The sequence below is a fragment of the Niastella vici genome (assembly GCF_002077945.1).
Taxonomy (GTDB): Bacteria; Bacteroidota; Bacteroidia; order Chitinophagales; family Chitinophagaceae; genus Niastella; species Niastella vici.
This window is the reverse complement of record NZ_LVYD01000042.1, coordinates 36,953-58,228: the sequence shown is the minus strand read 5'-3', so window position 1 is coordinate 58,228 and position 21,276 is coordinate 36,953. Positions and strand designations below refer to the sequence as shown.

Genomic DNA, 21,276 nt, shown 5'->3' with positions numbered 1-21,276 from the left:
ATATAGCAATTATTTTATTTATTACCTACGATCACCACGCCCTTTTGCAATAAGGAACGGCTTCCTTCCTGTTGGGTGTATACGATGGGTTTAATAACGTCCAGCACATGGAGTTTGCCGGTTGCTTCCCCGGTAATACTTGCTTCCAGGTCGGTACGCGCCTCATTATACGGTTCGCCCAGGGGATTGAGCAACAGGAGCCCGGCCTCTTCCAGCACGGTCTTCATGCGGTCTATATTTCGAACAATGCCCGTAGAGGGCTGTGAAGTGGAAAGCTTTTTTTCGAGCTCGAAGACAAGATTGGCCATTTTTATCCAGAGGTGCTGGGGCATGATAGGGTATTTGTTTACAATATAGAAGGCTGGTGCCAAAACTCAAAACTTTTCTGCTGCCATTTCAGGATCAGTGCAAACTGATTATTCTTGTCATTTTCCATTGTCCGTTTTCCAAATGCCAGATATGAATAAACCGGGCATAGTTCGACATGGTTGAGTCGTTCCGGGTATGAAAGCGGTGATACCCCATTTCAACAGCGCCGTAGTTGTTTATTGGATACACTTCTATGCTGCCTTCTAATAATTCGCGGTACACTTTTCCGCAGATATTGTTCTTTATCGCTTCCAGGAGTGCTGTTTTGGAGGTCATTAACCCGTTGCGGTCGTGATAAAATTCGAGACTGTCAGCGGTCAGCAGACCCTGTACATCCAGTTTGCAATTGTTATAAGCATCCTGCCAAACGCTATCCAAATGTATAATGGTGGCGTACAGTTCTTTTGATTCGGGTTTATAGGTAGGCACCACAAGCTGCCAGGCGGGCTTCCTGGTGCTGGTACAGGAAAGGGCGATCCCGGTGAGGAGGATACTTATTACTTTTTTCATATCATCTCATTTTAACGGTACAGTTAATTAAATAATAATAATGTTTTCAGGCGAAACAGGGTGGCAGTCAATATTTTTGAAACATAATAAAGGTAATGAAACATAACCGCAGGCATTTCCTCAAAAATATAAGTAAAGCTTCCCTGGCTTTTATGCCCGCCTTACAGGGTTTTTCTGCTGCGTACACGCAACAAAGAGTAATCATTCTTATGGTTGATGGCCTTGGGTTAGATTATATTTCCAGCAGCGCCATGCCTACCCTGCAAAGCTGGAAACAAAAAGGTTTGTATAAAACAGTGCAATCGGTATTCCCTTCTGTAACAAATACCAACAATACAGGTATTTGTTGTGGCGCCTGGCCGGCACAACATGGTATTACGGGAAATTCCTTCCTCAATCTGCAAACAGGGCAGGAAGAATATATGGAAACAACAGAGCTGGTATTAGCGCCTACCATTTTTAACAGGGCGGCCAAACAGGGAGTTTCTTCCGCTTTGCTATCGAGCAAGAAAAAAACAATTACGTTACTCTCCAATGGCGCCGATCTGAAATTAACTGCAGAAAGTCCTTCCCGGGAATGGATCGACCGGTTAGGCCCCGCCCCCGATATTTACAGTCCTGAGATCAATTACTGGTTACTGAAAGCCGGTATCTGGTTGCTAAAACATGAAAGCCGGTTTCAATGCGTGTACATGCACACTACCGATTATCCCATGCATAGCTGGCCGCCTGAAGACGAACGGTCAAAAACACATTTACAAACACTTGATTCCTTATTTCAACAGCTGCAGGAGGCAGCTCCCGATGCGGCCATCCTGCTCACTGCCGATCATGGCATGAACCATAAAACCCAATGCTGGGACCTGGAAAAAGCATTGGAGAAAAGAGGTGCTCCCATTAAAATTGCTATTTCTGCCGAAAGAGATAAATACCTGAAGCATCACCGGGGCTTTGGCGGAACGTCCTATGTTTATTTAAACCAACCTGGCGATGAAGAAAAGGTGCGGCGTATAGGTAAACAATTGGCAGGGGTAGAAGAAGTGCTGACCCGGGCAGAAGCGGCAGAACGTTTTCATACAATGCCAGGCCGCATTGGCGACCTGGTTGTGCTGGGCGATAAAAATACTGTTTTTGGAAACCTCGACGCAGAGCGGGAAGACCTGCCGGCCAGTTACAGAACGCATGGCTCGTTACATGAGGCAACCATTCCCTTATTTGTTTACAATGCGAAGCAGGCGCCAAAGCCCGATTATTTCAAACACAATATGGACCTGGCAAAGTGGTTGTATTGAATTTCGGTGGAATAAAAACCCGGCCATTACTTAATTGAAAAGATCAGCTTTTTGATATCCGGAGTGATCAATAATTGAGCAATCCATAAAACAATTCCGAAAAAGACCGGGAAGAAGTAGGGATGGCCCTGCATGTTGGCCTGGATCATTATGGCCGTAGCTCCGCCCAAATAGACAGTGATAAGAATTAATCCAACCATGCTTGTTAATGGAATGGCATACAGGATGGTGAAAATTAGCAGCATAATGCCCAGTGCCGGAACGAGGTTGGAAGCTATTCCCAATTTGATTGATGCTTCCATTGACTGAGGATGTTTTATGATCTTTGTGATTGAATCAAATGCAAGGAAAAGCAGCATTAATACCTTTAATACCTGGCCAATCCAAAAGCCAATGTTGTGAGTAGTATTCATTTTGTTTGATATTTATTTGTTTAGCGGATAGGTATAATTCAGCAACCATTGAATTCCATATTTATCGGTACACATACCACAGAAAGCTCCCCAAAAGGTTTTGTTCAATGGCATTTCAACTTTACCACCAGCAGACAAACCCGTAAACAGTTTTTTAGTTTCGTTTTCGCTTTCTGTATGAATAGCTATACGACAATTATTGCCTGCTGTTATTTTTTGATCCATTGATTCCAGCACATCCGTTGCCATAAAAACATGGCCTTTGGGGGTTGTTAATGAGATATGAATTAATTTATCCTGTTCTTCAATTGGCATTTTCTCGCCACCAGGAATGTCTTTATACCGTTGAAGTATGGTGAACTCTCCACCAAAAACGGATTTGTAAAAGTTCATGGCCTCTTCTGTAGTGCCCATGAAGTTGAAGTATGGATTTGTACTAAGCATGACACAAAATTATCAGTAAGAAATTACATTTATGCTGTGTGAAAACGACATTGTTGAGGGGGTAAATGCGACATTTGGATTCGCTACATTTGTTAAATGAAAACAATTGCTGTCCTGGCTTTTAAAAATGCTAACCCCGGATCTATTACAGATTCGGTTTACTTTTTTGAAAAGGCCAATGACTATTTGATAAAAAATGGAGAACCAGCTATGTTCAGGGTCAATGTGATAGGGTTCACCAATGAAGTAAAATTAAACGGCGGCAGGTATGTCATAAAAACCGATACAACATTTGATAAAGCAGGCTATCCTGATTTAATAATCATCCCTTCTTTGACCGGACATGCAACCAGTGCTACCTATTTAAATAAAGACTGCTCAATATGGATTGCCGGGGCTTACAAAAACGGTTCTGAAGTAGCCAGTTTGTGTACAGGCGCATTTTTATTGGCCTTTAGCGGAATTTTAGAAGGGAAAGAATGTACAACGCACTGGGAATATGCGAACGAATTCAGGTATTTTTATCCTTCTGTAAATCTTGTAGATGAAAGAATAGTAACTGACCAGGAAGGTTTGTATTCCAGTGGAGGAAATAATGCATACTGGAATTTGTTATTGCACCTGATGGAAAAATACACTTCCCGGGCGTTGGTAATTAAGCTGGCTAAATTCTTCGTAATTGACATTGATAAGTCGAATCAATCTGTATTTATCGTATTTCAGGGGCTGAAAGATCATGAGGATAAGATCATTTTAAAATCGCAGGAATTCATTGAAAAAAACTTTTCGAATAAGTTGTCTGTAGATGAAATTGCAGAAAAATTCCATCTTACAAAACGAACATTTGAACGGCGCTTTAAAAATGCCACCAGGAATACGGTAGCCGAGTATATTCAAAAAGTAAAAATTGAGGCTGCAAAAAAGCAATTAGAGATTGGCCGCAAGTCAATAAACGAAGTAATGTATAATGTAGGATATTCCGATGTTCAGGCCTTCAGGGAGGTTTTTAAGAAAATAACAGGGATGACCCCTTTCGATTATAAAAATAAGTATAAACGGTGATCCCGAAACACTCCAGGCAATTCTTAGGATTATGTCGCAATTACCCCCTTAGTTTGTCAGGATAGCACCCTTCAAAAAAAATTAACTGATTGTAGCTTTGAAATTCTTAAAGCGGTAAATATGGAAAATTATATCATTGAGAAAGACCTGAAGGTCCTGTATGTTGAGGCCGTATCATTTCCTGAAGGAGTAGGAGAGGCTTTTCAAAAACTACATTCATTACTTTCAGATGCCAGCAAAAGAGTTCAATATGGGATCAGTTACCCAAATGAAAACCGTCAAATTGTTTATAAGGCCGGTGTCGAAGAATCTTTTCCGGGTGAAGGAGCGCAACTCGGTTGTAAGCTCTTCATTGTAAGAAAGGGAACTTACGCCAGTGAGTGGTTGTCAGATTGGAAAAAAGATGAATCGATAATTGGCCGCACTTTTCAAAAGCTTTTACAACATCCTGATTTAGATCCGAAAGGTTATTGCCTGGAAATATATCAGAATGAAAAAGATGTGCGATGCCTGGTGCCGTTAGTTGGCTTATAAGCGTAACTAATTCCACGTCTTTTCACCCTTCTTCATTTTGTCGAGCGTTGCCTGGTTGGCAGCCCGGTCATTTTCCGGGCTGAGATCAACGGCTTTCTGTTCCATGGCAATTGCTTCCTCTTTTTTACCTAATTTATACAGGAGGTTGGCATAGGTATCCAGAAAGGCCGGCTCCTTTGAATTTTTCAGCGGGCTGCTCCAGTCGAGGATCTTTGAAACGCAGTTCATGTCGGGGCAGGTTTCGAAAATATTCCAGGCAATACTATTCAACTCATCGTCGGTCATTTGCTTGCTGTACTGCTTCAAATAGGAACCGATGGCCTTTTCAAAATTGGGCCAATCCCTTTTGCCACGATAAAAGTTAACATTAATGCGTAATGTTATTTCGTTTGCTTCGGCCGGTAAGGTGGCTGCGATCTTTTTTTGATAATTCTTCCAGGCTGTAGCATTTTTATCGTCCCAGCGAATCCTTGCGCCTTCGTTCAGGAAAATGGTCCTGATCTTTTTCTCAGTCTTTCCGGCTCCTATCACCCCGTCTATTTTAGTAGCGTTTTTTGCAAGGAAATCAAAATATTGGTCGGATGAACGCGTGGTGTACAGGTTTATGAGGTCAAGCGCTGCCGGGGTAAAAAGGTTTGTTTGACCGGCCAGGTATGCCTTAGCTACTTTTTTGCCTAAGGGCAGATCATAGGCATCGCTGACCTGTATGGCAAACTGGCGTAGAAAAGCACTGTCGCGCCGACCGTTTTCAAACTGCTTCAATTTTGTATAATACTGTTTGGTGGTGTCAAAAGATTCCTGCAATTCCCCAATGAATCCTTTAACCGAATTGCCGCCAACGATCCGGTGCAGCACCCGTCCGTCGGGCGCGAAAATAAGATAGGTAGGGAAGGCTTTGATCGCATATTGGGTCATGATAGCATGGGCATCGGCATACCAGCTTTTCACATGGTCATCGTCTTTGCCCGTGGTATCCAGCTGTACTTCAACGCTTATGAATTTGTCATTGATAAAGTTTCCCATTTCCTGCTGCGGAAAAATAGTAGTACGCATATACTTGCAGGGACCGCACCAGGTGGTAAAACAATCCATGAAAATGTATTTGTTGGCTGCTTTTGCTTTGGCCTGCACTTCGGCCCAGCTAAGATTGTGTTCGAAATGAACGCCTGTTTCCTGTGCGGCAACGGGTGCGGTTAACCCGGGAAGCATCAGGAACAGGAAAATAGGTATGGCAGAATAAGTCAATAAGTGATTAAAATTCCGGCGAAGTAGTCGTGATCCCCGGTTGCGTTGGACAGGTTTCGTATACTGAGGCATGTGACAGGCTTTTCTACAATTTACCCATCCTTTCAAAAAGCAACAAAAAAATGTGGTGAGCGGAGCCAGTACGCTGCTGGCGGATATTGCTAAAACAAAAACCCCTCCCGTGCATTAGGAGGGGTTTGAATTATTTCGATTCCCGTTTATTTACGTGCAGCTGCCCACTCATCCATGTTCTGTTCTACCAGGTCAAGTGGCATACAACCAAAATGAAGAAATTCATCATGAAAGGCCGACAGGCTGAATTTGGTTGGCAGTTCCTGACTGTATTTGTTCCGCAGTTCACGGATCTTCAGGGCACCGATCTTATAGCTTAAAGCCTGCGCCGGAAGAGCCATGTACCGTTCAATTTCTGCAGTGGCGCCTTCTTCTGATATGGCCTCGTTCGCCATCATATAGGCAATGGCTTCTTCGCGGGTCATGTTTTTTGCATGCATGGCCACATCAACCACTAACCGGATGGCGCGATGCATTTCATCACCAAGGGCGCCAGCATACTGATAGGGGTCTGTGTACAGGCCCAGTTCTTTACCCAGGCTTTCACAATACAACGCCCATCCTTCACCGTAAGCGCCATACCATAAATAACGCCTGAACGTAGGCAGGGAAGTATTTTCCAATGTTAAACTAACCTGGTAATGGTGGCCGGGAATGGCTTCATGTAAGAATAAACTTTCCATGCCACTGGTGGTGTTGAAGGTGGTGGCATCCAGAATAGGTACATAAAAAATGCCGGGACGCTTTCCGTCGGCAGTACCCTGTTTATATTCGGCGCTGGCGCTGGCTGCTCTGAAGGCTTCTGTTTGCCTGATCTCGAATTTCATTTTCGGCGTATGACCGAACATGTCTTTCAGGTGAGGTTCTATGCGGGCCTGTATGTTTCTGAAGGCGTTCAGTACTTCTTCGGGTTTTTTATAAGGCATAAAACGTTTGTTGGTACGCATGTATTCAAAAAAAGCTTTCAGGTCGCCTTTAAATCCTACCGAATTTTTCACGCTATCCATAAGACCGCGAATACGTTTTACTTCCTCCAAACCTGTGTTATAAATTTCGTCAGGTTTTTTAGCGGTTGTGGTCCAATACCTAACCAGGAAATTGTACAGTTCGGGCCCATTGGGAACCTCTTTAATGCCAGTGCTTGTTCTGGCTGTAGGCAGGTATTCTTTTTTCAGGAAGTCGGCCAGCTTTTGAAAAGCAGGCGACAGGGTGCTTTGAATGAGTGGGGTAAAAGCAGCGGCCAGTCTTTTTTTATCTGAATCAGGAAAACTGTCGGGCATGTTTTTTACGGGACCATAATATAAACTTTTGGTTACATCACTGGCAACCATGTTTTGCATTTGGGTGATCATTTTTACGACCAGTTTGGCTGGTAATACATTGCCGGCGGCAATTCCTTTTTTGAAATAAACGATGGCGCTGTCGGCCCAGGCCGGAAAGGCCGCGGCCCTTTTTAGCCAGTTGTCGTAATCGCGTACCGTGTTAAAAGGTTGAGCACCCGCACCACTTCCCATTTGTCCGAAAGAAAGTGGTAAGCCATAAAACTGGTTAAAGGGCACATGCCCATCGATGGTATAGTCGGTGGTGGAAAAATATTGATATTGCAGGCCTTCAATACTCATTTCCATTTCTCGTTTGAAGATATCATAACTGGTGCGGTCGGTTTCATTGAGTTGTTCGCGATTGAATTGCTGAACAGCCTGGAGGTTTTCTGTAAAAAAGGCGCTTAGTTTTCCCCGGTAGCTATCGGTAAATTCAGCCGGTAGCTGGTCGTTATACCGGGTGTCGCCGTTGATAGTAGCCTCAACAGGCAATAACGCCATACGGCCATTATAATATTTTTCAAAAAGGGCGGCCAGTTCCTTATTACTGGCTGCAGGGGTGGCAGGCGTTACCTTGTTTTTGCATGCTGCCAGTGCGCCTACTATCAGAAATGCCGGAAATAATTTATTCATGGACCAATTTACTTTAATTTATTTAACTCTTTTAATGCGGCTTCCAACTGCGTATCGACCCCTTTGCGAATATCACTTATTGTAGGTGATACGGTTATATCGGGCTGAATGCCTTTGCCTACAAATTCGTCCCCGTTGGGCAACTGATCGCGCTTGGTGCAAATACGGGCAGTTAGGTGTCCGGGAAGGGTAATGACTAATGGCTGACCGGTACTGCCACCTGAAGCCTCACCAATTATGGTTCCCACCTTTGCCGCTTTAAAAGCAGCGACAAAATCTTCTGCTGCAGAAAATGTTCTGGGGCTTATCAATATAATAAGCGGTTTAGCATTCAGGTGCAATTTGTAAGGAGTGATGATATTATCATTTCTCATGGTGCTCTGTGGTAATTGCCAGGCCCTGAATGTTGAAATATATTTTCTTGTATACATCTTATCAACCAGGGTGGTAGTATCAAGGAAGTATCTTAAGATTTTCAGATCCGTGCTGCCGCCGCCATTATTTCTCACATCAAGGATGATGGCTTTCGATTGGGCCATTTCATTGTATTTGCTGGCAAATACTTTTGATCCTGTATCTGTAGCAAAGGAATTAATTGCCAAATAACTAATATTACCCGGTAGCAGTTTATACTCGGCAGCAGGATAACTCATTTTTGAAGACCGTTCTTCCGGGGTTACCCGCGAAATGGTATGTTCAGAAACCTTTCCTTTTTCGTCTGCGAGTTTTAAATAAACAGGTTGTTTGATGGACCCGGCAAGCAATGCAAAATCATATCTTCTGGTATTCCTTTCCTGTAAAGTTGAAGCACTTTGATACGGCGTAATAAATTTGGCGGCATATTCCTTAACCGGCAGCCCATTCACCGTTACAATCTCCATTCCTGTTTTAATACCCTTTTTTTGCAAAGCACTGTCTGCTTCAATAATTAAAACTTTATCTTCAATTAACCTGGTGCGAACAAGCGGCCTTGCGTATACGTCATTCCGCAATTCATCGGGTGCAAGAATATTGGTATGCCCGTCTTTTAGCTTCGCACACATTTCTGTTAACACCGTATAATATTCCAGGGTAGATTGGGTGTTTTTTACTTTAGGCAGATACTCAAAATACAATGAGTCAATATTTATTTCAGGAACCAGGTCGAAATTGACAAAGTTGTATTTGGCTTCTGACCAAAACTTTGACAGTCCGGCGACTTTTTCATCTTCAGAGATATTTTCTCGATAGGGGGTCTTGAAAGACTTCGATTCCCAAAAGCCAGGTTGATTAAAAAATAAATTGTTTTCAGTGGCTTCTTTTAACTCATTTTCCCGCACCAGCTTTACCAGCATTGACCATTCCGGCTCATTATGAAGGGTAGAAAGGTCGGTGTCTTCCAACATGGTTTTGGGTTGGCTAAATCCGTCTTTCACTGCTTTGGTGAGGTATATCAGGGCCAGCTTTTTATTTCCCGACAAAGCAAAATAGCAGGCCGTGTTATAATCTGAGATCTCATTTGCCCCGCTTGCGAAATTGGCTGCCAGGGCCGCCGCTTTATCCGAATTCTGCGCGTATAAAGAGGGAATAGAGGCGATTGTAAGAAGAGTGACCAATGCCCAGGCTATAGCAGTTTTTTTCATTGTGTGACAGGTTTAAATTATTTGATTGGTAATGGATTGTGAGGAACGCAATGTACATAATGGAAGGAGAAAAAGCTGTTAACATTTCCATTTTCTTATTCATGTGGTTACGGAATTGTAGCGCCAGGCCTGCAATCGAAATATGGCCGGTTTTCTGCTTATTTCAGGCTGTGGGCCAGCCTGCGTTCACATACAAAATCCCGTTGTTCACGTATATATTGCCGCGCCCGGCGGGTCATATATGTAAGTTGCAATGACATTTCACCTTGCTATTGCAGTTTACTAATTACCAGCCGTTCAATATGAAAAAAATAATATTTATCTGTTTGTGTATTGTGCCGGCAGCCTTTGCGCAGGCACAAAGTGTAGGTATTAATAATGATGGTTCACCACCCGACGGCAGCGCCATGCTGCATATAAAAAGCACTTCCGCAGGTTTGTTAATTCCCTCTATGACAGATGTACAGCGGCTGGCTATTGCATCACCGGCTACCGGTTTGTTGGTATACCAAACCACTGCCCCTGCGGGCTTTTATTATAACAACGGAACACCGGCTACGCCCAATTGGCTACTATTGACCACCGCTAATAATACCTGGCAAACAACCGGCAATGCCAGCACCACAGCCGGTACCAATTTTTTAGGCACCACAGATGCAGTGGATGTAACTCTTAAAACGAATAATACGGAAAGAATGCGCGTGAAAAGTGCCGGACAGGTGATCATTAATGGTACCACCGTTAAATTTTCAGATGATGGGCTGGAGGGCATAGGCGCCGGCGTTACCGGTGCTCTATCTTCTACAATACATTATCCAATTAATGGGTTTAGCAGCGGTGCATATTCAGGCGTGTACGGGCAAAATTCGGGTACAGGATATGGCGTATCTGGCGAAAACACTTCTACCGGCGCTGGGGTAATGGGTAGTAATTCTTCAACAGGCACGGGTGTAATGGGTTATAGCGCTTCAACCGGTACGGGAGTATCTGGTCTTTCCACTTCAGGAAATGGAGTAACGGGTTCAACCAATAGTACAACCAATAGCGGTATACGTGGCACCAATACCAATGCCAATGGAATTGGAGTAGTGGGCCTGGGCAATAATATGACAACCTTCAATAATACCGGGTCGGGCGCCGGCGTAGTGGCACAGGGAGAAAATTTTGGGCTGGAAGCATTTGCCAGTACTGCTTCAACAGCTGTTGCCAACAATAAATGGGCCGGCTATCTTGATTATCTGCCCGGCGCAAACTCTTTTGCCTATATCGGCGGAAGGTATAACGGAACCGATTATGCTATTCTGTCAAACGGGGTTAAATCTACCATGGTACAGGATGACCAGGGGCGCAACAGGGTAATGTATTGCACTGAATCGCCCGAAGTATTGTTTCAGGATATGGGTACGGGACAACTGGTCAATGGCAGGGCCCATATTAGTATTGATCCTGTATTGGCGCGAAATATTACCGTGACCCCTGATAAACCTCTGAAAGTATTTATACAATTGGAAGGTGAATGTAATGGTGTGTATGTGACCAATAAAACAACCGGCGGTTTTGATGTAATTGAATTACACGGCGGTACTTCCAATACACCATTCACCTACCAGTTGGTGGCCAACAGGGCCAATATAACAGACGCCTCGGGTAATGTAATAAGTAATTATTCCAATACACGTTTTCCGGTGGGCCCCGGCCGTAAAGAGAGCAGCGTATCACTTCCTGTGAAGGAATGTGAAGCAACACCACGTAGTTATCGGGGTTTGCCTTTAGGTGGCGGTACTGCAAAAGATGCAAATTGAAAAGAAGTGGGAGAGTGGGAACCGGTTCAAACCACTCTCGCTCTTCTTTATTTATAGGCGATCAGGGCGCTGGCAGGGCCAGTGAGATGCATGATATCTACCTGTGTAAAGCCGGTTTCTTTTGCCCAGCTGGTAAAGTCAGCGGCTGTATAATCAAAACCACCATACGTTTCAACCAGCATGTTCAGTGACATCAGCAAACCAAAGGCGTTTTCCCTGCGCTCGTCATCAATGACATTTTCAATTACCACCAATGCACCACCAGCTGGCAGGGCATTATAAGCTTTTTGGATGAGTAGTTTTTTCTGTTCCAGGTCCCAGTCATGCAGAATGTTACCCATGGTGATCACATCGGCCCTGGGAAATTCATCGGTAAAGAAATCGCCTGATCTTGCCACTACCCGGTCTCCTAATTTGTTCAGTTGAATATTACGGGCTGCAATAGCCTCTACCTTGGGTAAATCCCAACTGATCGATTGTATAGCAGGGTTATGAAGGGCAATTTGAATGGAGAGATTTGCACCGGCGCCACCCACATCGCAATGTGTGTAATGCCCCGAAAAATTAAACTGTCGTGCAAATTCGATAAAATTTCCAATTTGTATACCACCCATGGCTGCAATAAATTCCTCCAGCCGTTTTTCATCGCTGTACATTGTTTCAAATATAGGCTTTGCCCCGTTTTTACCTTCGTTTTGCGGCCGTCCGGTTTGCAAAGCTTCTTCCAAATGGCTCCAAACCGGAAAGAGCCGGTTGTTGGCCATTTCCAATATTCCGCCTACATAAGTTGCCTTGTTTTTATCAAGGTAGGTATCCGACTCCAGGGTGTTGCAATACTTTGCTTCGGAGCCATTGCCATGCCGGTATAAAAAATTCAGGGCTACCAGCGCATCCAGAAAATCGGGAAGTCCTCTTTGCTGAAGGTCCAGGGCCGTTCTGATCTCTTCTGCGGTTTTACTTCCATGCGCAAGAAGTGTAAACAACTTAAAATTAACGGCCGATAGCAAAACTTTCGACGACCAGAATGCAAATCCTGTTTGCATGATGCGGGTGGGTGTAAGTACTGTATTGCCCGAGATTGTTTCCGTAAGCATAATTCAGATTTTTAAGAATTAGAAATTGACTGTGTTGTATGATTTGAATAAGCATTACGAAACTACCTCTGTAAAAAGATTTTTTCAGGGCTAATGCAATGAACGTCGAAGAGATGGGAATCAACTAGTATTAATGAGGAATGAAAATCCTAGATTGGAAAGAAATGCTACTTCAACGGTAAGCCCACTGTTACCTTCGTCCCTTGTTGGGGTTCGCTTTCAATTCGAATAAAACCCTGGTTCAATTGAACAAACTCATGAACAACCAGTAGCCCCAATCCAGTGCCTTTTTCGTTATCGGTGCCACGGGTGCTCTTTTTTTCGTCGGGCATGAAGATGGCGCCAAGCTTTTCGGCCGGAATACCAATGCCTGTATCATGGATCTCAACAAGCGCATGCGCATTATCACTATGGATGTTTACTAAGATCTGCCCGTTGCGGGGGGTATATTTAATGGCATTGCTTAACAGGTTGCGGAAAACTGCAGAAAGCATGTGGTAATCGCCTTCTATATGCAGGCAACTGCCTTGCATGGTACAAAGACTGATATTTTTCAGTGCAAGATGATCACCAAACATTTCCATTACTTCAGTTAAAAGCGTAATGATATTAAGCCGTTCCGGCCGGCATTGAAGTTCTTTTGTTTGAGCCAACGCCCAGTTAAGCAGGTTGTCGAGCAGGACATTGAGTTTGTCAACCGATTGGTCAATGCGGTGCGAAAGTTGTTCAATCTTCTCTTTTTCGTTTTGGCGGTTATAATGGCTTACCAGCCTGGCAATATTGTGAAAGGAAGTAATGGGGCCACGCAGGTCGTGACTGATAAGGGAGAACAGCCGGTCCTTGGTTTTGTTACTGCGCTCCAGTTCTTCAGTGCGTTTGGCAATCACGTTCTCCATGGTGTCGAATAAGATCGAGTTTTGAATGGAGACGGCAATGGATTGCGAAAGCGTGATCAGAAATGCCTCGTCTTCCTTGTTGAAGACACTAATATTATAGCTTTCGGCCAGGAGCACGGCCACCAGTTCATTGTTCGATACCAACGGAATGGCAATCTGACTTTCAGGATCGTCAAGTCCGGGTGACTGAGGCAAAGCCGCCTGCGCGCCTTGGGAAGCGATGTTCAAATACAGCCGTTTCCGGCGGATGCCGGTAATATTGATAGGTATTTTTTTGAGGGCTGCCAACCCGGCAATGCCTGAGCCCATTGGAATAGAAATACCCTTATAGTCTGTTTCGTAACCGTAGTGGGCTTGCACTGTCAGGTATTTGCTTTCAGGGCCGGGCAGCAAAATCATGCTGTAGTTAATGAAGAACTGGTCGTGCAGGATCTTTAAAATATTGTAAAGCTTTTCCTGCAGGCTTACCATTTTGTTCAGGTCTAATGTAACGGCCCGAATGAGCTCAATCTTCTTTTTGGCCTCGTTGAGCTGCATATGCAAGGATTGTATTTCATTCGGTTGAGACATTAAACGGGATTAATCTGGTTAATTTCAAGGATCTCGTAAATATCTGCTGCCAGTAAATGGAATACGCCCGATTTGCCCTGCACACCGGCAATGACTTCCAGCTGCAGCGTCATTTCTTCGAACACCGGTCCCAAACTTTGCGATTCCCTGAACCGTAACAGCATTTTGTAGATGGCGTAGGTTACGGGGCAGGTAAGGATCACCTGTGCCATCGGATTTTCGGTAATATTGCAAATGGTTTTGTTGAAAAACTGGCGTGAGATAGCCACGTGCTGCTCATCTACATAGTACACCTGCGAAATATAGGTCACGTTAGGGATCCCATCTGCTGAACAGGAAGCAATAACTGCAGGTATAACTCCCTCAAAAGCCGGCATCATTTCTTCAGTGATAAACTTACTCATTCGTGGCCTCCCTTTTATTTAGCTGTATACCGGTACCCTTGTGAGGCGCCTGGTCAAAAACCTCCATTAGTCTGAAAGTAACCGCCAGCGAAGGTTGATGAAAAAAAGCGTTGTAACACATTAATTTTGGCAAACCGATTTTTTCAACTTCATCACTAAACTTATCCATGTACTGATGCTGGTAAACCATTTCATCTTCGGTGCAGGCGCGAATTGACAAAAATTCTCCTTTGTACTGGTAACTTTCATAGGTAGGCACACTGGTTCCTGAAAGGGTTACTTTTTTTCCTGCGCCCAAATTGGCTACGAACTGAGCGCTCCAGATTTCAGGAATAAAAATGGTAAGTTGCTCCGGAGAATCTATGGGAGCAACACCATAACAGCGCACAACTTCAGGTACATTGTTCGCATTACAATTGGCAATCCAGAATGCCAGCGGCTGTGATAAAATAGAAATATAAGAAGGTGTGTTCATAGATCGATCAAAGCATTTTCAGTTTTGAAAACAAAACATCTTTATAGGTTTTACCAATCGGGATCTCTTTACCATTTATTTTCAACAGGCTGTCGTCGAGGTTTACTTCTTCCACTGCATCGAGGCGTACCGCAAACGAACGGTGTGTTTGCAGGAAGGTGTTGGCCGGTAGCTGGTCTAACAGGTTTTTTAACCGGATATTCACTGTGTAACGCCGTTCTTTAGTGTGCACGTAACAATATTTTTCTTCCACTTCAATAAACAACAGATCACTGATGGGCACTTTAAGCAGCCTGTTATTATACTTTACAAAAAAAGCATTACAGGAAGCGTCTACTTTGTGGGTGACGGCATTTTCCGGAGCATCGCTTTGGGATTGCTTTTCAAAGAGGGCCAGTTCCATGGCAAGCTGCAGATTTCTTTCGTTATAAGGCTTCAGCAGGTATGCCGAAGGCAGAGTGGCCTTTGCTTTTTGGAAAGTTTCTGAATCGGAAAAAGCAGTTACATAGATCACTGGCGTTTTCCGGATAGCCGAGGCGATCTCAACGAACTCAATACCATTCAGCGGGCCGGCAATCTCAATATCCATAAGGAGCAGGTCAGGTGGTTGCTGCTTATAGAGTTTCAGGGCGTCGATGGCATTATCTACCAGCGAAAAATGATATCCCATTTCAGGCAACATCAACTGCAGCGCTTCAGCATGAAGCGGGTCATCTTCAACAGCCAGTACGTATAACTTGGAATCAGATGTGGGGCTCATAGTCTGGTATCATTCTTTTGAGATAAATCAGGTTGACATTCGAAGTTTCTTTGCTTACTGCCAGAAGCAAAGCTGTTCATTCCGTTAAAACCATCATTCATTCCATTCTCTGCTTCGTTCATTGAACTGATCCTGTAAACAGCTTTTGCAGGTGCTAATTTAGCTATATAAATAACGACAAAAAATAGTTTACACAAAATTATTAGTATGAAAATGCTTCGGATTTCAGGCGCAGTTTTAATGGCACTGCTGATTGCATACCTTTTTTTCAGCAACAGCCGCCTAAAAGTCATGAATAGTCAGAACGACAATGATACCACGGAAGACCAGGCAGGAGTTGTGATGCGGCGGGGAGGTGGAACTGGTCATTGAAACTTGTCAGGAGATGCCAGGCAGATCTTTCTGTACATTGATCAAACCAATTCATGCAACGGATATAACAACTCATATAATAAGAGCTACACCCCGGATTGTTAACAATATAATTTTGCAGCTCAATAATAAGTAAGAATGATTCTTTGGCGAATCATAGGTTGATACCTGTCCTTGTCGCACGCAGGCGTAATCTTTATTTAATCTATAAATTTTTAAAACAAATGAAACGTGTTTTTTTGTTGCTGGCAGCAGCAACCATGGTATTTGCATCCTGTAAAAAAGAAGGTCATAAAGGTGGTATATTTAAAGGGCCTGTATCGAAATTTCAGCATGGCTCTGCATGGACGTGGATAGAACTGGATGGTGATAATAAACCCGAGCGCCTTGCTATCAGCATCGACGATGCGGCAATGAATAGCCTCGATACGGGTACAGAAGGGGAAGATCATCATGAAAACGAATTGTCGTTACAATTTCATCCAAAAGCATCCATCACACCGTTCACCCATGCATTGGTCGAATGGAACCCACATGGCCACGAGCCCGCAGGTGTTTATGACAAGCCGCATTTCGATTTTCATTTTTATATGATCTCCGAAGAAGAAAGGCTGGCAATTCCGCTGTATCAAACCGATAGTACAGGTTTCCTGAATTATCCGGCGCCTGGTTACATGCCGGCAAATTATGTTCCTATTCCGGGCGGTGTACCCGAAATGGGCACTCACTGGGTAGATGTTACTACACCAGAATTGCATGGGCAGCCGTTTACTCAAACATTTATATATGGTTCGTATAACGGCAAAGTAGCTTTTTATGAGCCGATGATAACGAAAGCCTTCATTGATGCAAACGCTTCATTTGAAAGAACTTTTGGGGTGCCAGCTAAATTTAAAACAAGTGGTTATTATCCCACCAAAATGCGCATTGTAAAAGCGGAAGGCGCAACCCATTTCATTCTGGAAGATTTTGTTTACAGAACTCAGTCATAGGTATCAGGGTAATTGAAAACAACCTGCAGCGCCCCGTAAGGCTTTGCAGGTTTTTATCGGCGACGCTCAAATTCTTTTTAACCCTTAATGTTATAGTAATGAAAAAGATTACGTTATTAATGGCGGTAACGGTCCTTATAGCCGTATTGCTGGTATTTTGCAACCAGCCGGCAAAAGAGGATGCGGCTGTTTTGATTAACAGTGAAAATATTTCACACGACAGCCTGGTAAAGCGAGGAAAATATCTCGTTGAAATTATGGGTTGCCATGATTGTCATTCCCCCAAAAAAATGGGACCACAAGGCCCTTATCCCGATCCGGACAGATTATTATCGGGGCAACCTGCCGACATGCCAATAGCCAAATTTGATACTGGTACGGCAAAAAACTGGGTATTATTTAATGGCATGCTTACTTCTGCTGTAGGTCCCTGGGGAATTTCATTTTCAGCCAATATTACCTCCGATTCAACCGGTATAGGCGGGTGGACTGAAAAACAGTTTTTTAAAGCCATACGCGAAGGAAAGTACAAAGGGTTAGACAATAGCCGTCCCTTATTACCACCTATGCCCTGGCCCGGCATTGCTAAAGCAAGTGACGATGACCTGAAGGCAGTTTTTGCCTATCTGAAATCTACCAAACCGGTGAAGAATGTTGTTCCGCAACCGGTATTCAATAAGGAGTAAGTACTTGATGCCGCTTTTTGATGAATTGCGGATCATGTTGTGTCTATTGTTTTCACCTTGCCCGCTGTAGCATTAACGGCGGGCATTTTTATATCAGCCGTTTATTTGTTAATCAATTGTTTTTGAAACAAATATTAAATTATAAAAAGTATCTTCAGGTGCAGAAAGTTCAAAACTAACATCCAGACCCCATGCACACCCTGCCCAGAACGGCTTTGGTCCTGATTGCTTTATGCCTTACTTCAACATTGATTGCCCAGGATTTCTCTAATAAGGGAAAGGATTTTTGGATTGGCTATGGCAACCATGTTCGCATGTTTACCGGAACCCCGGCCGAAAAAATGCAGTTGTACATTACTTCCGATGTGGCCACCACAGGTCAGGTTACTATTGCAAGCATCGGCTTCTCGCAAAGCTTTACCGTTTCGCCTAATCAAATTACCACCATTGATATTCCAAGAACAGCCGCTTTACTCGATGACGGATTGTATAACCATGGTATACATGTTACCGCAGATAAGCCGGTAGTCGTTTATAGCTTTATTTATGTAAGCGCTATTTCGGGCGCCACTGTTTGTTTGCCCACCAGTACGCTGGGCCGGGATTATTATTCAGTGAATTACACCCAACGATCTAACGATCCCGATTCCTATTCCTATTTTTTTGTAATAGCCGCCGATACCGGCACCACCACTGTAGAAATAACACCGGCTGCCAATACAAAAGGAGGAAAAGCAGCCAATGCGCCCTTTCTTGTTACTTTACAACAAGGCCAGATCTATAATGTGCTGGGCACTATTTCAGGAACCAGCGGGGTTGACCTTACCGGCTCCCGGATCCGTTCGCTTAATAATGGTTCGGGGTGTAAACGGATTGCGGTTTTTTGCGGCAGTGGTAAAGTCACCATTGGTTGCCCCGGCACCGGTACGGCCGATAACCTGTACCAGGAAATGTATCCCACCGCTACGTGGGGAAAGAAGTACATTACGGTTCCCAGTCTTACCAACAGCAATAATATTTATCGCATCATAAAATCAGATCCTGCGGCAAACGTAACACTGAATGGTACGGCCATTCCGGCAACGGCTTTTGTAAACAATTTTTATTATGAGTTTTTAAGTAGCACAACCAATGTTATTGAGTCAGACAAACCCATTCTGGTAGCCCAGTATTTTACAACCCAGGGTTGTGATGGCAATACCTCAAATGGTGATCCTGAAATGATCTATTTAAACCCCGTTGAACAAACCATTGCCGCGGTTACTTTAAATTCCATGCAACCGGCGGGCATTAATATCAATACGCATTTTCTGAATGTGGTGCTTAAAAATGATGCAGCGGCCATCAGCAGTTTCAAAATAGATGGGATATCCTATAACAGTTTTAATCCTGTACCGCAGGATAATAATTACACCTACGCGCAAATAAGAACTACGGCTGGTACGCATAATATTACCTGCGACACTGGTTTCAATATCATTGCCTATGGACTTGGAAATGTAGAATCGTATGGTTTTTCGGGCGGCATGAACCTTAAAGACCTTTACCAGTTTATTTCTATAAAAAACCAGTACTCCATTGTTGATTACCCCGCTACCTGTACCGATGCGCCCTTTAATTTCTCCATGACCTTTCCGTATATGCCCACAAAAGTACAGTGGCAGTTTGGCGGTTTATATACTGATGAATTGATCAATGCCCCGGTGCCCGATTCGTCGTTTACAAAAAACGGAAAACAACTATACCTGTACAGGTTGCCTAATACCTATATGGGACCAACGCCCGGTGTGTACCCCATCAAGATCATAGCGAACAACCCTACCGCCGATGGTTGCACCGGCGAGCAGGAAATAGATTTCGACCTGCGGGTATATCCAAAACCAACTGCTGGTTTTGCTTTTGCCGGTACCTGTTTGGGCGATACCACTTTCTTTACCGATCAATCTGTAACAGGAGACAACCCTGTTATCAAATGGTCGTGGACCTTTGGTAATGGCGATGTTTCCAATGCAAAAGACCCTTTTTACCTGTATAATACAGCCGCATCTTATACCGTTTCTTTATCGGCTATAACACAGGTAGGCTGCCTTACCGATACTGTTCAAAGAGTGGTTACCATAAATCCACTGCCGGTAACGGCTTTCCAAACCACCGGTCCATATTGTGCCGGACAGAATATTCTTTTGCAGGATGCCTCTACAATCAGCAACGGTAGTATTGCAACCTGGACCTGGAGTATGGGCGATGGCCAAACACTTACAAAGACCTCCAGCGCCACTTTCAATTATGTATATCCGGCAACTGGCAGCTATACCATTAATTTAACTGCCGAAAGTGATAAGGGATGTAGCAATAAAGCAACACCCAGGACAATAGCTATTACTGCACAACCAAAAGCCGGATTCGTTTTGCCGGAGAACTGTTTATCTGATCCTTATTCAACATTCACCGATACCAGTACCATTGCCGATGGCACCCAGGCTTCCTTTCAGTACAAATGGAATTTTGGCGACCCCAATGCCGCGGCAGCGAATAATAGGGCCACAGTAAAAAATCCGCAGCATAAATACACGGCTACCGGTAATTACAATGTATCCTTACTGGTTACTTCCAATAATGGCTGTGCCGATTCGGTTAAACAGGTGTTCACCATAAATGGTACCACACCGCAATCAGTATTCACTTTCGATGATGGCAATTCGGTATGTAGTAACAAAATGGGGACGTTCACCAATAATTCAACGGTTGATTTTGGGAACATTATACGCCTCGAAATTTATTGGGATTATGGCAATGACCCTACCAACAAAACAATAGATGATGATCCTGCTGCCGGAAAAAAATACAGCGCTCAATATCCTGTCTTGTATTCTCCTGATAAAAAAGACTACCTGGTACAAGTGGTTGCCTATTCAGGACAAACCTGTTTAAGTACTTCGGCCAAAACGTTTACAGTAAAAGCAATACCTGAATTGCAGTTTAACCCTATTGATCCTGTTTGTGCCGATGTAGCGCCTTTTCAAATAACCCAGGCTTCAGTACTGAATGGACTTTCGGGAAATGGAATATATAGTGGAAAAGGTGTTAGTCAGTCGGGCATCTTCAGTGCTGCCATTGCCACGGCCGGAATTGATTCCATACAATACGTTTTTACCGCTGCAAACAACTGCGTTAATTCAATAAAGCAGGCTGTGCTGGTATATCCTTTGCCAATAGTAAATGCAGGGGCCGACAGTTATTTGCTGGAAGGGAATTTTCTTACTTTACCCGCAACGGCTTCGGGCAATACCCTGAGTTATGTATGGACGCCGGCCACGGCATTAAGTAACTCCACCATTCTGCAGCCACAGGCATCGCCAACTGATGATATCACCTATAAACTCACTGCCACTTCAGTGGAGGGATGCAAGGCCTCAGATGACATTGCCATCAAAGTATTAAAAGCGCTGCATATACCCAATGCATTTTCACCAAACGGTGATGGCATACACGATCGTTGGGAAATTAAATATCTTAATACCTATCCGGGCGCTACGGTAGAAGTGTTTAACCGGTATGGACAACTGGTTTACCGGTCGGCCGGTTATTCGCAATCATGGGATGGAACGTTCAATGGAAATCCGTTGCCCGTAGGCACGTATTATTATATCATCAATCCGAGGAATGGCAGAAGCCAGCTATCGGGTTATGTAGATATTATTCGATAG

Annotated in this window: 19 protein-coding genes; 7 read left to right on the top strand and 12 right to left on the bottom strand. The window is 43.9% G+C overall.

Annotation, left to right across the window (positions count from 1 at the left end; genetic code table 11):
• Positions 1-14 precede the first annotated feature (14 nt).
• Entirely contained in the window at positions 15-332 is a 318-nt protein-coding gene (locus A3860_RS11635; RefSeq protein WP_081146874.1) for a hypothetical protein, read from the bottom strand.
• Positions 333-402: 70 nt separating this feature from the next.
• Complete coding sequence (locus tag A3860_RS11630; RefSeq protein WP_081146873.1) at positions 403-879, bottom strand: nuclear transport factor 2 family protein; 477 nt, start codon at positions 877-879, stop codon at positions 403-405.
• 95 nt (positions 880-974) lie between these two features.
• Between A3860_RS11630 and A3860_RS11625 the strand changes: the two genes are divergently transcribed.
• Entirely contained in the window at positions 975-2,171 is a 1,197-nt protein-coding gene (locus A3860_RS11625; protein WP_216823421.1) for an alkaline phosphatase family protein, read from the top strand.
• Positions 2,172-2,197: 26 nt separating this feature from the next.
• On the opposite strand, the gene A3860_RS11620 is transcribed toward A3860_RS11625, so the two are convergent.
• Together A3860_RS11620 and A3860_RS11615 are read right to left on the bottom strand one after the other, a co-directional pair.
• The gene (locus A3860_RS11620; protein WP_081146872.1) at positions 2,198-2,584 is read right to left on the bottom strand and encodes a DoxX family protein; all 387 of its coding nucleotides are present in this window, start codon (positions 2,582-2,584) and stop codon (positions 2,198-2,200) included.
• Positions 2,585-2,596: 12 nt separating this feature from the next.
• On the bottom strand, positions 2,597-2,998 hold the full coding sequence (locus A3860_RS11615; RefSeq protein ID WP_262497297.1) for a VOC family protein: 402 nt from the start codon (positions 2,996-2,998) through the stop codon (positions 2,597-2,599).
• A gap of 126 nt (positions 2,999-3,124) precedes the next feature.
• Here A3860_RS11615 and A3860_RS11610 point away from each other — a divergent pair, with 126 nt between their 5' ends.
• A complete protein-coding gene (locus A3860_RS11610; protein WP_081146870.1) occupies positions 3,125-4,090 on the top strand; it encodes a GlxA family transcriptional regulator in 966 nt (321 codons plus the stop codon).
• Between the two features lie 120 nt (positions 4,091-4,210).
• Positions 4,211-4,624, top strand: coding sequence for a hypothetical protein (locus A3860_RS11605; protein WP_081146869.1), 414 nt, complete (start codon positions 4,211-4,213; stop codon positions 4,622-4,624).
• A gap of 6 nt (positions 4,625-4,630) precedes the next feature.
• Here the strand turns inward: A3860_RS11605 and A3860_RS11600 are convergent, their stop codons facing one another.
• The 3 genes from A3860_RS11600 to A3860_RS11590 all read right to left on the bottom strand — a co-directional run bounded on the left by A3860_RS11600 (position 4,631) and on the right by A3860_RS11590 (position 9,518).
• Complete coding sequence (locus A3860_RS11600; RefSeq protein WP_081146868.1) at positions 4,631-5,941, bottom strand: thioredoxin family protein; 1,311 nt, start codon at positions 5,939-5,941, stop codon at positions 4,631-4,633.
• A gap of 146 nt (positions 5,942-6,087) precedes the next feature.
• Positions 6,088-7,896 carry a DUF885 domain-containing protein gene (locus A3860_RS11595; RefSeq protein WP_081146867.1) on the bottom strand — a complete coding sequence of 603 codons (1,809 nt, stop codon included), beginning with the start codon at positions 7,894-7,896 and terminating at the stop codon, positions 6,088-6,090.
• A gap of 8 nt (positions 7,897-7,904) precedes the next feature.
• A complete protein-coding gene (locus A3860_RS11590) occupies positions 7,905-9,518 on the bottom strand; it encodes a S41 family peptidase (RefSeq protein WP_081146866.1) in 1,614 nt (537 codons plus the stop codon).
• Between the two features lie 302 nt (positions 9,519-9,820).
• Here A3860_RS11590 and A3860_RS11580 point away from each other — a divergent pair, with 302 nt between their 5' ends.
• The gene (locus A3860_RS11580; protein ID WP_081146864.1) at positions 9,821-11,320 is read left to right on the top strand and encodes a hypothetical protein; all 1,500 of its coding nucleotides are present in this window, start codon (positions 9,821-9,823) and stop codon (positions 11,318-11,320) included.
• Between the two features lie 47 nt (positions 11,321-11,367).
• On the opposite strand, the gene A3860_RS11575 is transcribed toward A3860_RS11580, so the two are convergent.
• The 5 genes from A3860_RS11575 to A3860_RS11555 all read right to left on the bottom strand — a co-directional run bounded on the left by A3860_RS11575 (position 11,368) and on the right by A3860_RS11555 (position 15,519).
• On the bottom strand, positions 11,368-12,414 hold the full coding sequence (locus tag A3860_RS11575; protein ID WP_081146863.1) for a methyltransferase: 1,047 nt from the start codon (positions 12,412-12,414) through the stop codon (positions 11,368-11,370).
• A gap of 167 nt (positions 12,415-12,581) precedes the next feature.
• Positions 12,582-13,847 (bottom strand): GAF domain-containing sensor histidine kinase, encoded by a 1,266-nt coding sequence (locus tag A3860_RS11570; protein WP_158085210.1) that lies wholly within the window; start codon positions 13,845-13,847, stop codon positions 12,582-12,584.
• 32 nt (positions 13,848-13,879) lie between these two features.
• Positions 13,880-14,284 (bottom strand): pyridoxamine 5'-phosphate oxidase family protein, encoded by a 405-nt coding sequence (locus tag A3860_RS11565; RefSeq protein ID WP_081146861.1) that lies wholly within the window; start codon positions 14,282-14,284, stop codon positions 13,880-13,882.
• Positions 14,277-14,759 carry a hypothetical protein gene (locus tag A3860_RS11560; RefSeq protein WP_081146860.1) on the bottom strand — a complete coding sequence of 161 codons (483 nt, stop codon included), beginning with the start codon at positions 14,757-14,759 and terminating at the stop codon, positions 14,277-14,279. The genes A3860_RS11565 and A3860_RS11560 overlap by 8 nt, the downstream gene beginning before the upstream one ends.
• A gap of 7 nt (positions 14,760-14,766) precedes the next feature.
• Positions 14,767-15,519, bottom strand: coding sequence for a LytR/AlgR family response regulator transcription factor (locus A3860_RS11555; RefSeq protein ID WP_081146859.1), 753 nt, complete (start codon positions 15,517-15,519; stop codon positions 14,767-14,769).
• Between the two features lie 596 nt (positions 15,520-16,115).
• On the opposite strand from A3860_RS11555, the gene A3860_RS11550 reads away from it, so the two are divergent.
• From A3860_RS11550 to A3860_RS11540, 3 genes are all read left to right on the top strand, one after another.
• On the top strand, positions 16,116-16,883 hold the full coding sequence (locus A3860_RS11550; RefSeq protein WP_081146858.1) for a hypothetical protein: 768 nt from the start codon (positions 16,116-16,118) through the stop codon (positions 16,881-16,883).
• 98 nt (positions 16,884-16,981) lie between these two features.
• Entirely contained in the window at positions 16,982-17,569 is a 588-nt protein-coding gene (locus A3860_RS11545) for a c-type cytochrome (RefSeq protein WP_081146857.1), read from the top strand.
• A 191-nt stretch (positions 17,570-17,760) separates the two neighbouring features.
• Positions 17,761-21,276, top strand: coding sequence for a gliding motility-associated C-terminal domain-containing protein (locus A3860_RS11540; protein WP_081146856.1), 3,516 nt, complete (start codon positions 17,761-17,763; stop codon positions 21,274-21,276).

Excerpts from the sequence above, each read along its gene's own strand:
- A3860_RS11635 (WP_081146874.1), bottom strand. The coding sequence starts at position 332 with ATGCCCCAGCACCTCTGGATAAAAATGGCCAATCTTGTCTTCGAGCTC.
- A3860_RS11630 (WP_081146873.1), bottom strand. The coding sequence starts at position 879 with ATGAAAAAAGTAATAAGTATCCTCCTCACCGGGATCGCCCTTTCCTGT.
- A3860_RS11625 (WP_216823421.1), top strand. The coding sequence starts at position 975 with ATGAAACATAACCGCAGGCATTTCCTCAAAAATATAAGTAAAGCTTCC.
- A3860_RS11620 (WP_081146872.1), bottom strand. The coding sequence starts at position 2,584 with ATGAATACTACTCACAACATTGGCTTTTGGATTGGCCAGGTATTAAAG.
- A3860_RS11615 (WP_262497297.1), bottom strand. The coding sequence starts at position 2,998 with ATGGGCACTACAGAAGAGGCCATGAACTTTTACAAATCCGTTTTTGGT.
- A3860_RS11610 (WP_081146870.1), top strand. The coding sequence starts at position 3,125 with ATGAAAACAATTGCTGTCCTGGCTTTTAAAAATGCTAACCCCGGATCT.
- A3860_RS11605 (WP_081146869.1), top strand. The coding sequence starts at position 4,211 with ATGGAAAATTATATCATTGAGAAAGACCTGAAGGTCCTGTATGTTGAG.
- A3860_RS11600 (WP_081146868.1), bottom strand. The coding sequence starts at position 5,941 with ATGCCTCAGTATACGAAACCTGTCCAACGCAACCGGGGATCACGACTA.
- A3860_RS11595 (WP_081146867.1), bottom strand. The coding sequence starts at position 7,896 with ATGAATAAATTATTTCCGGCATTTCTGATAGTAGGCGCACTGGCAGCA.
- A3860_RS11590 (WP_081146866.1), bottom strand. The coding sequence starts at position 9,518 with ATGAAAAAAACTGCTATAGCCTGGGCATTGGTCACTCTTCTTACAATC.
- A3860_RS11580 (WP_081146864.1), top strand. The coding sequence starts at position 9,821 with ATGAAAAAAATAATATTTATCTGTTTGTGTATTGTGCCGGCAGCCTTT.
- A3860_RS11575 (WP_081146863.1), bottom strand. The coding sequence starts at position 12,414 with ATGCTTACGGAAACAATCTCGGGCAATACAGTACTTACACCCACCCGC.
- A3860_RS11570 (WP_158085210.1), bottom strand. The coding sequence starts at position 13,847 with ATGCAGCTCAACGAGGCCAAAAAGAAGATTGAGCTCATTCGGGCCGTT.
- A3860_RS11565 (WP_081146861.1), bottom strand. The coding sequence starts at position 14,284 with ATGAGTAAGTTTATCACTGAAGAAATGATGCCGGCTTTTGAGGGAGTT.
- A3860_RS11560 (WP_081146860.1), bottom strand. The coding sequence starts at position 14,759 with ATGAACACACCTTCTTATATTTCTATTTTATCACAGCCGCTGGCATTC.
- A3860_RS11555 (WP_081146859.1), bottom strand. The coding sequence starts at position 15,519 with ATGAGCCCCACATCTGATTCCAAGTTATACGTACTGGCTGTTGAAGAT.
- A3860_RS11550 (WP_081146858.1), top strand. The coding sequence starts at position 16,116 with ATGAAACGTGTTTTTTTGTTGCTGGCAGCAGCAACCATGGTATTTGCA.
- A3860_RS11545 (WP_081146857.1), top strand. The coding sequence starts at position 16,982 with ATGAAAAAGATTACGTTATTAATGGCGGTAACGGTCCTTATAGCCGTA.
- A3860_RS11540 (WP_081146856.1), top strand. The coding sequence starts at position 17,761 with ATGCACACCCTGCCCAGAACGGCTTTGGTCCTGATTGCTTTATGCCTT.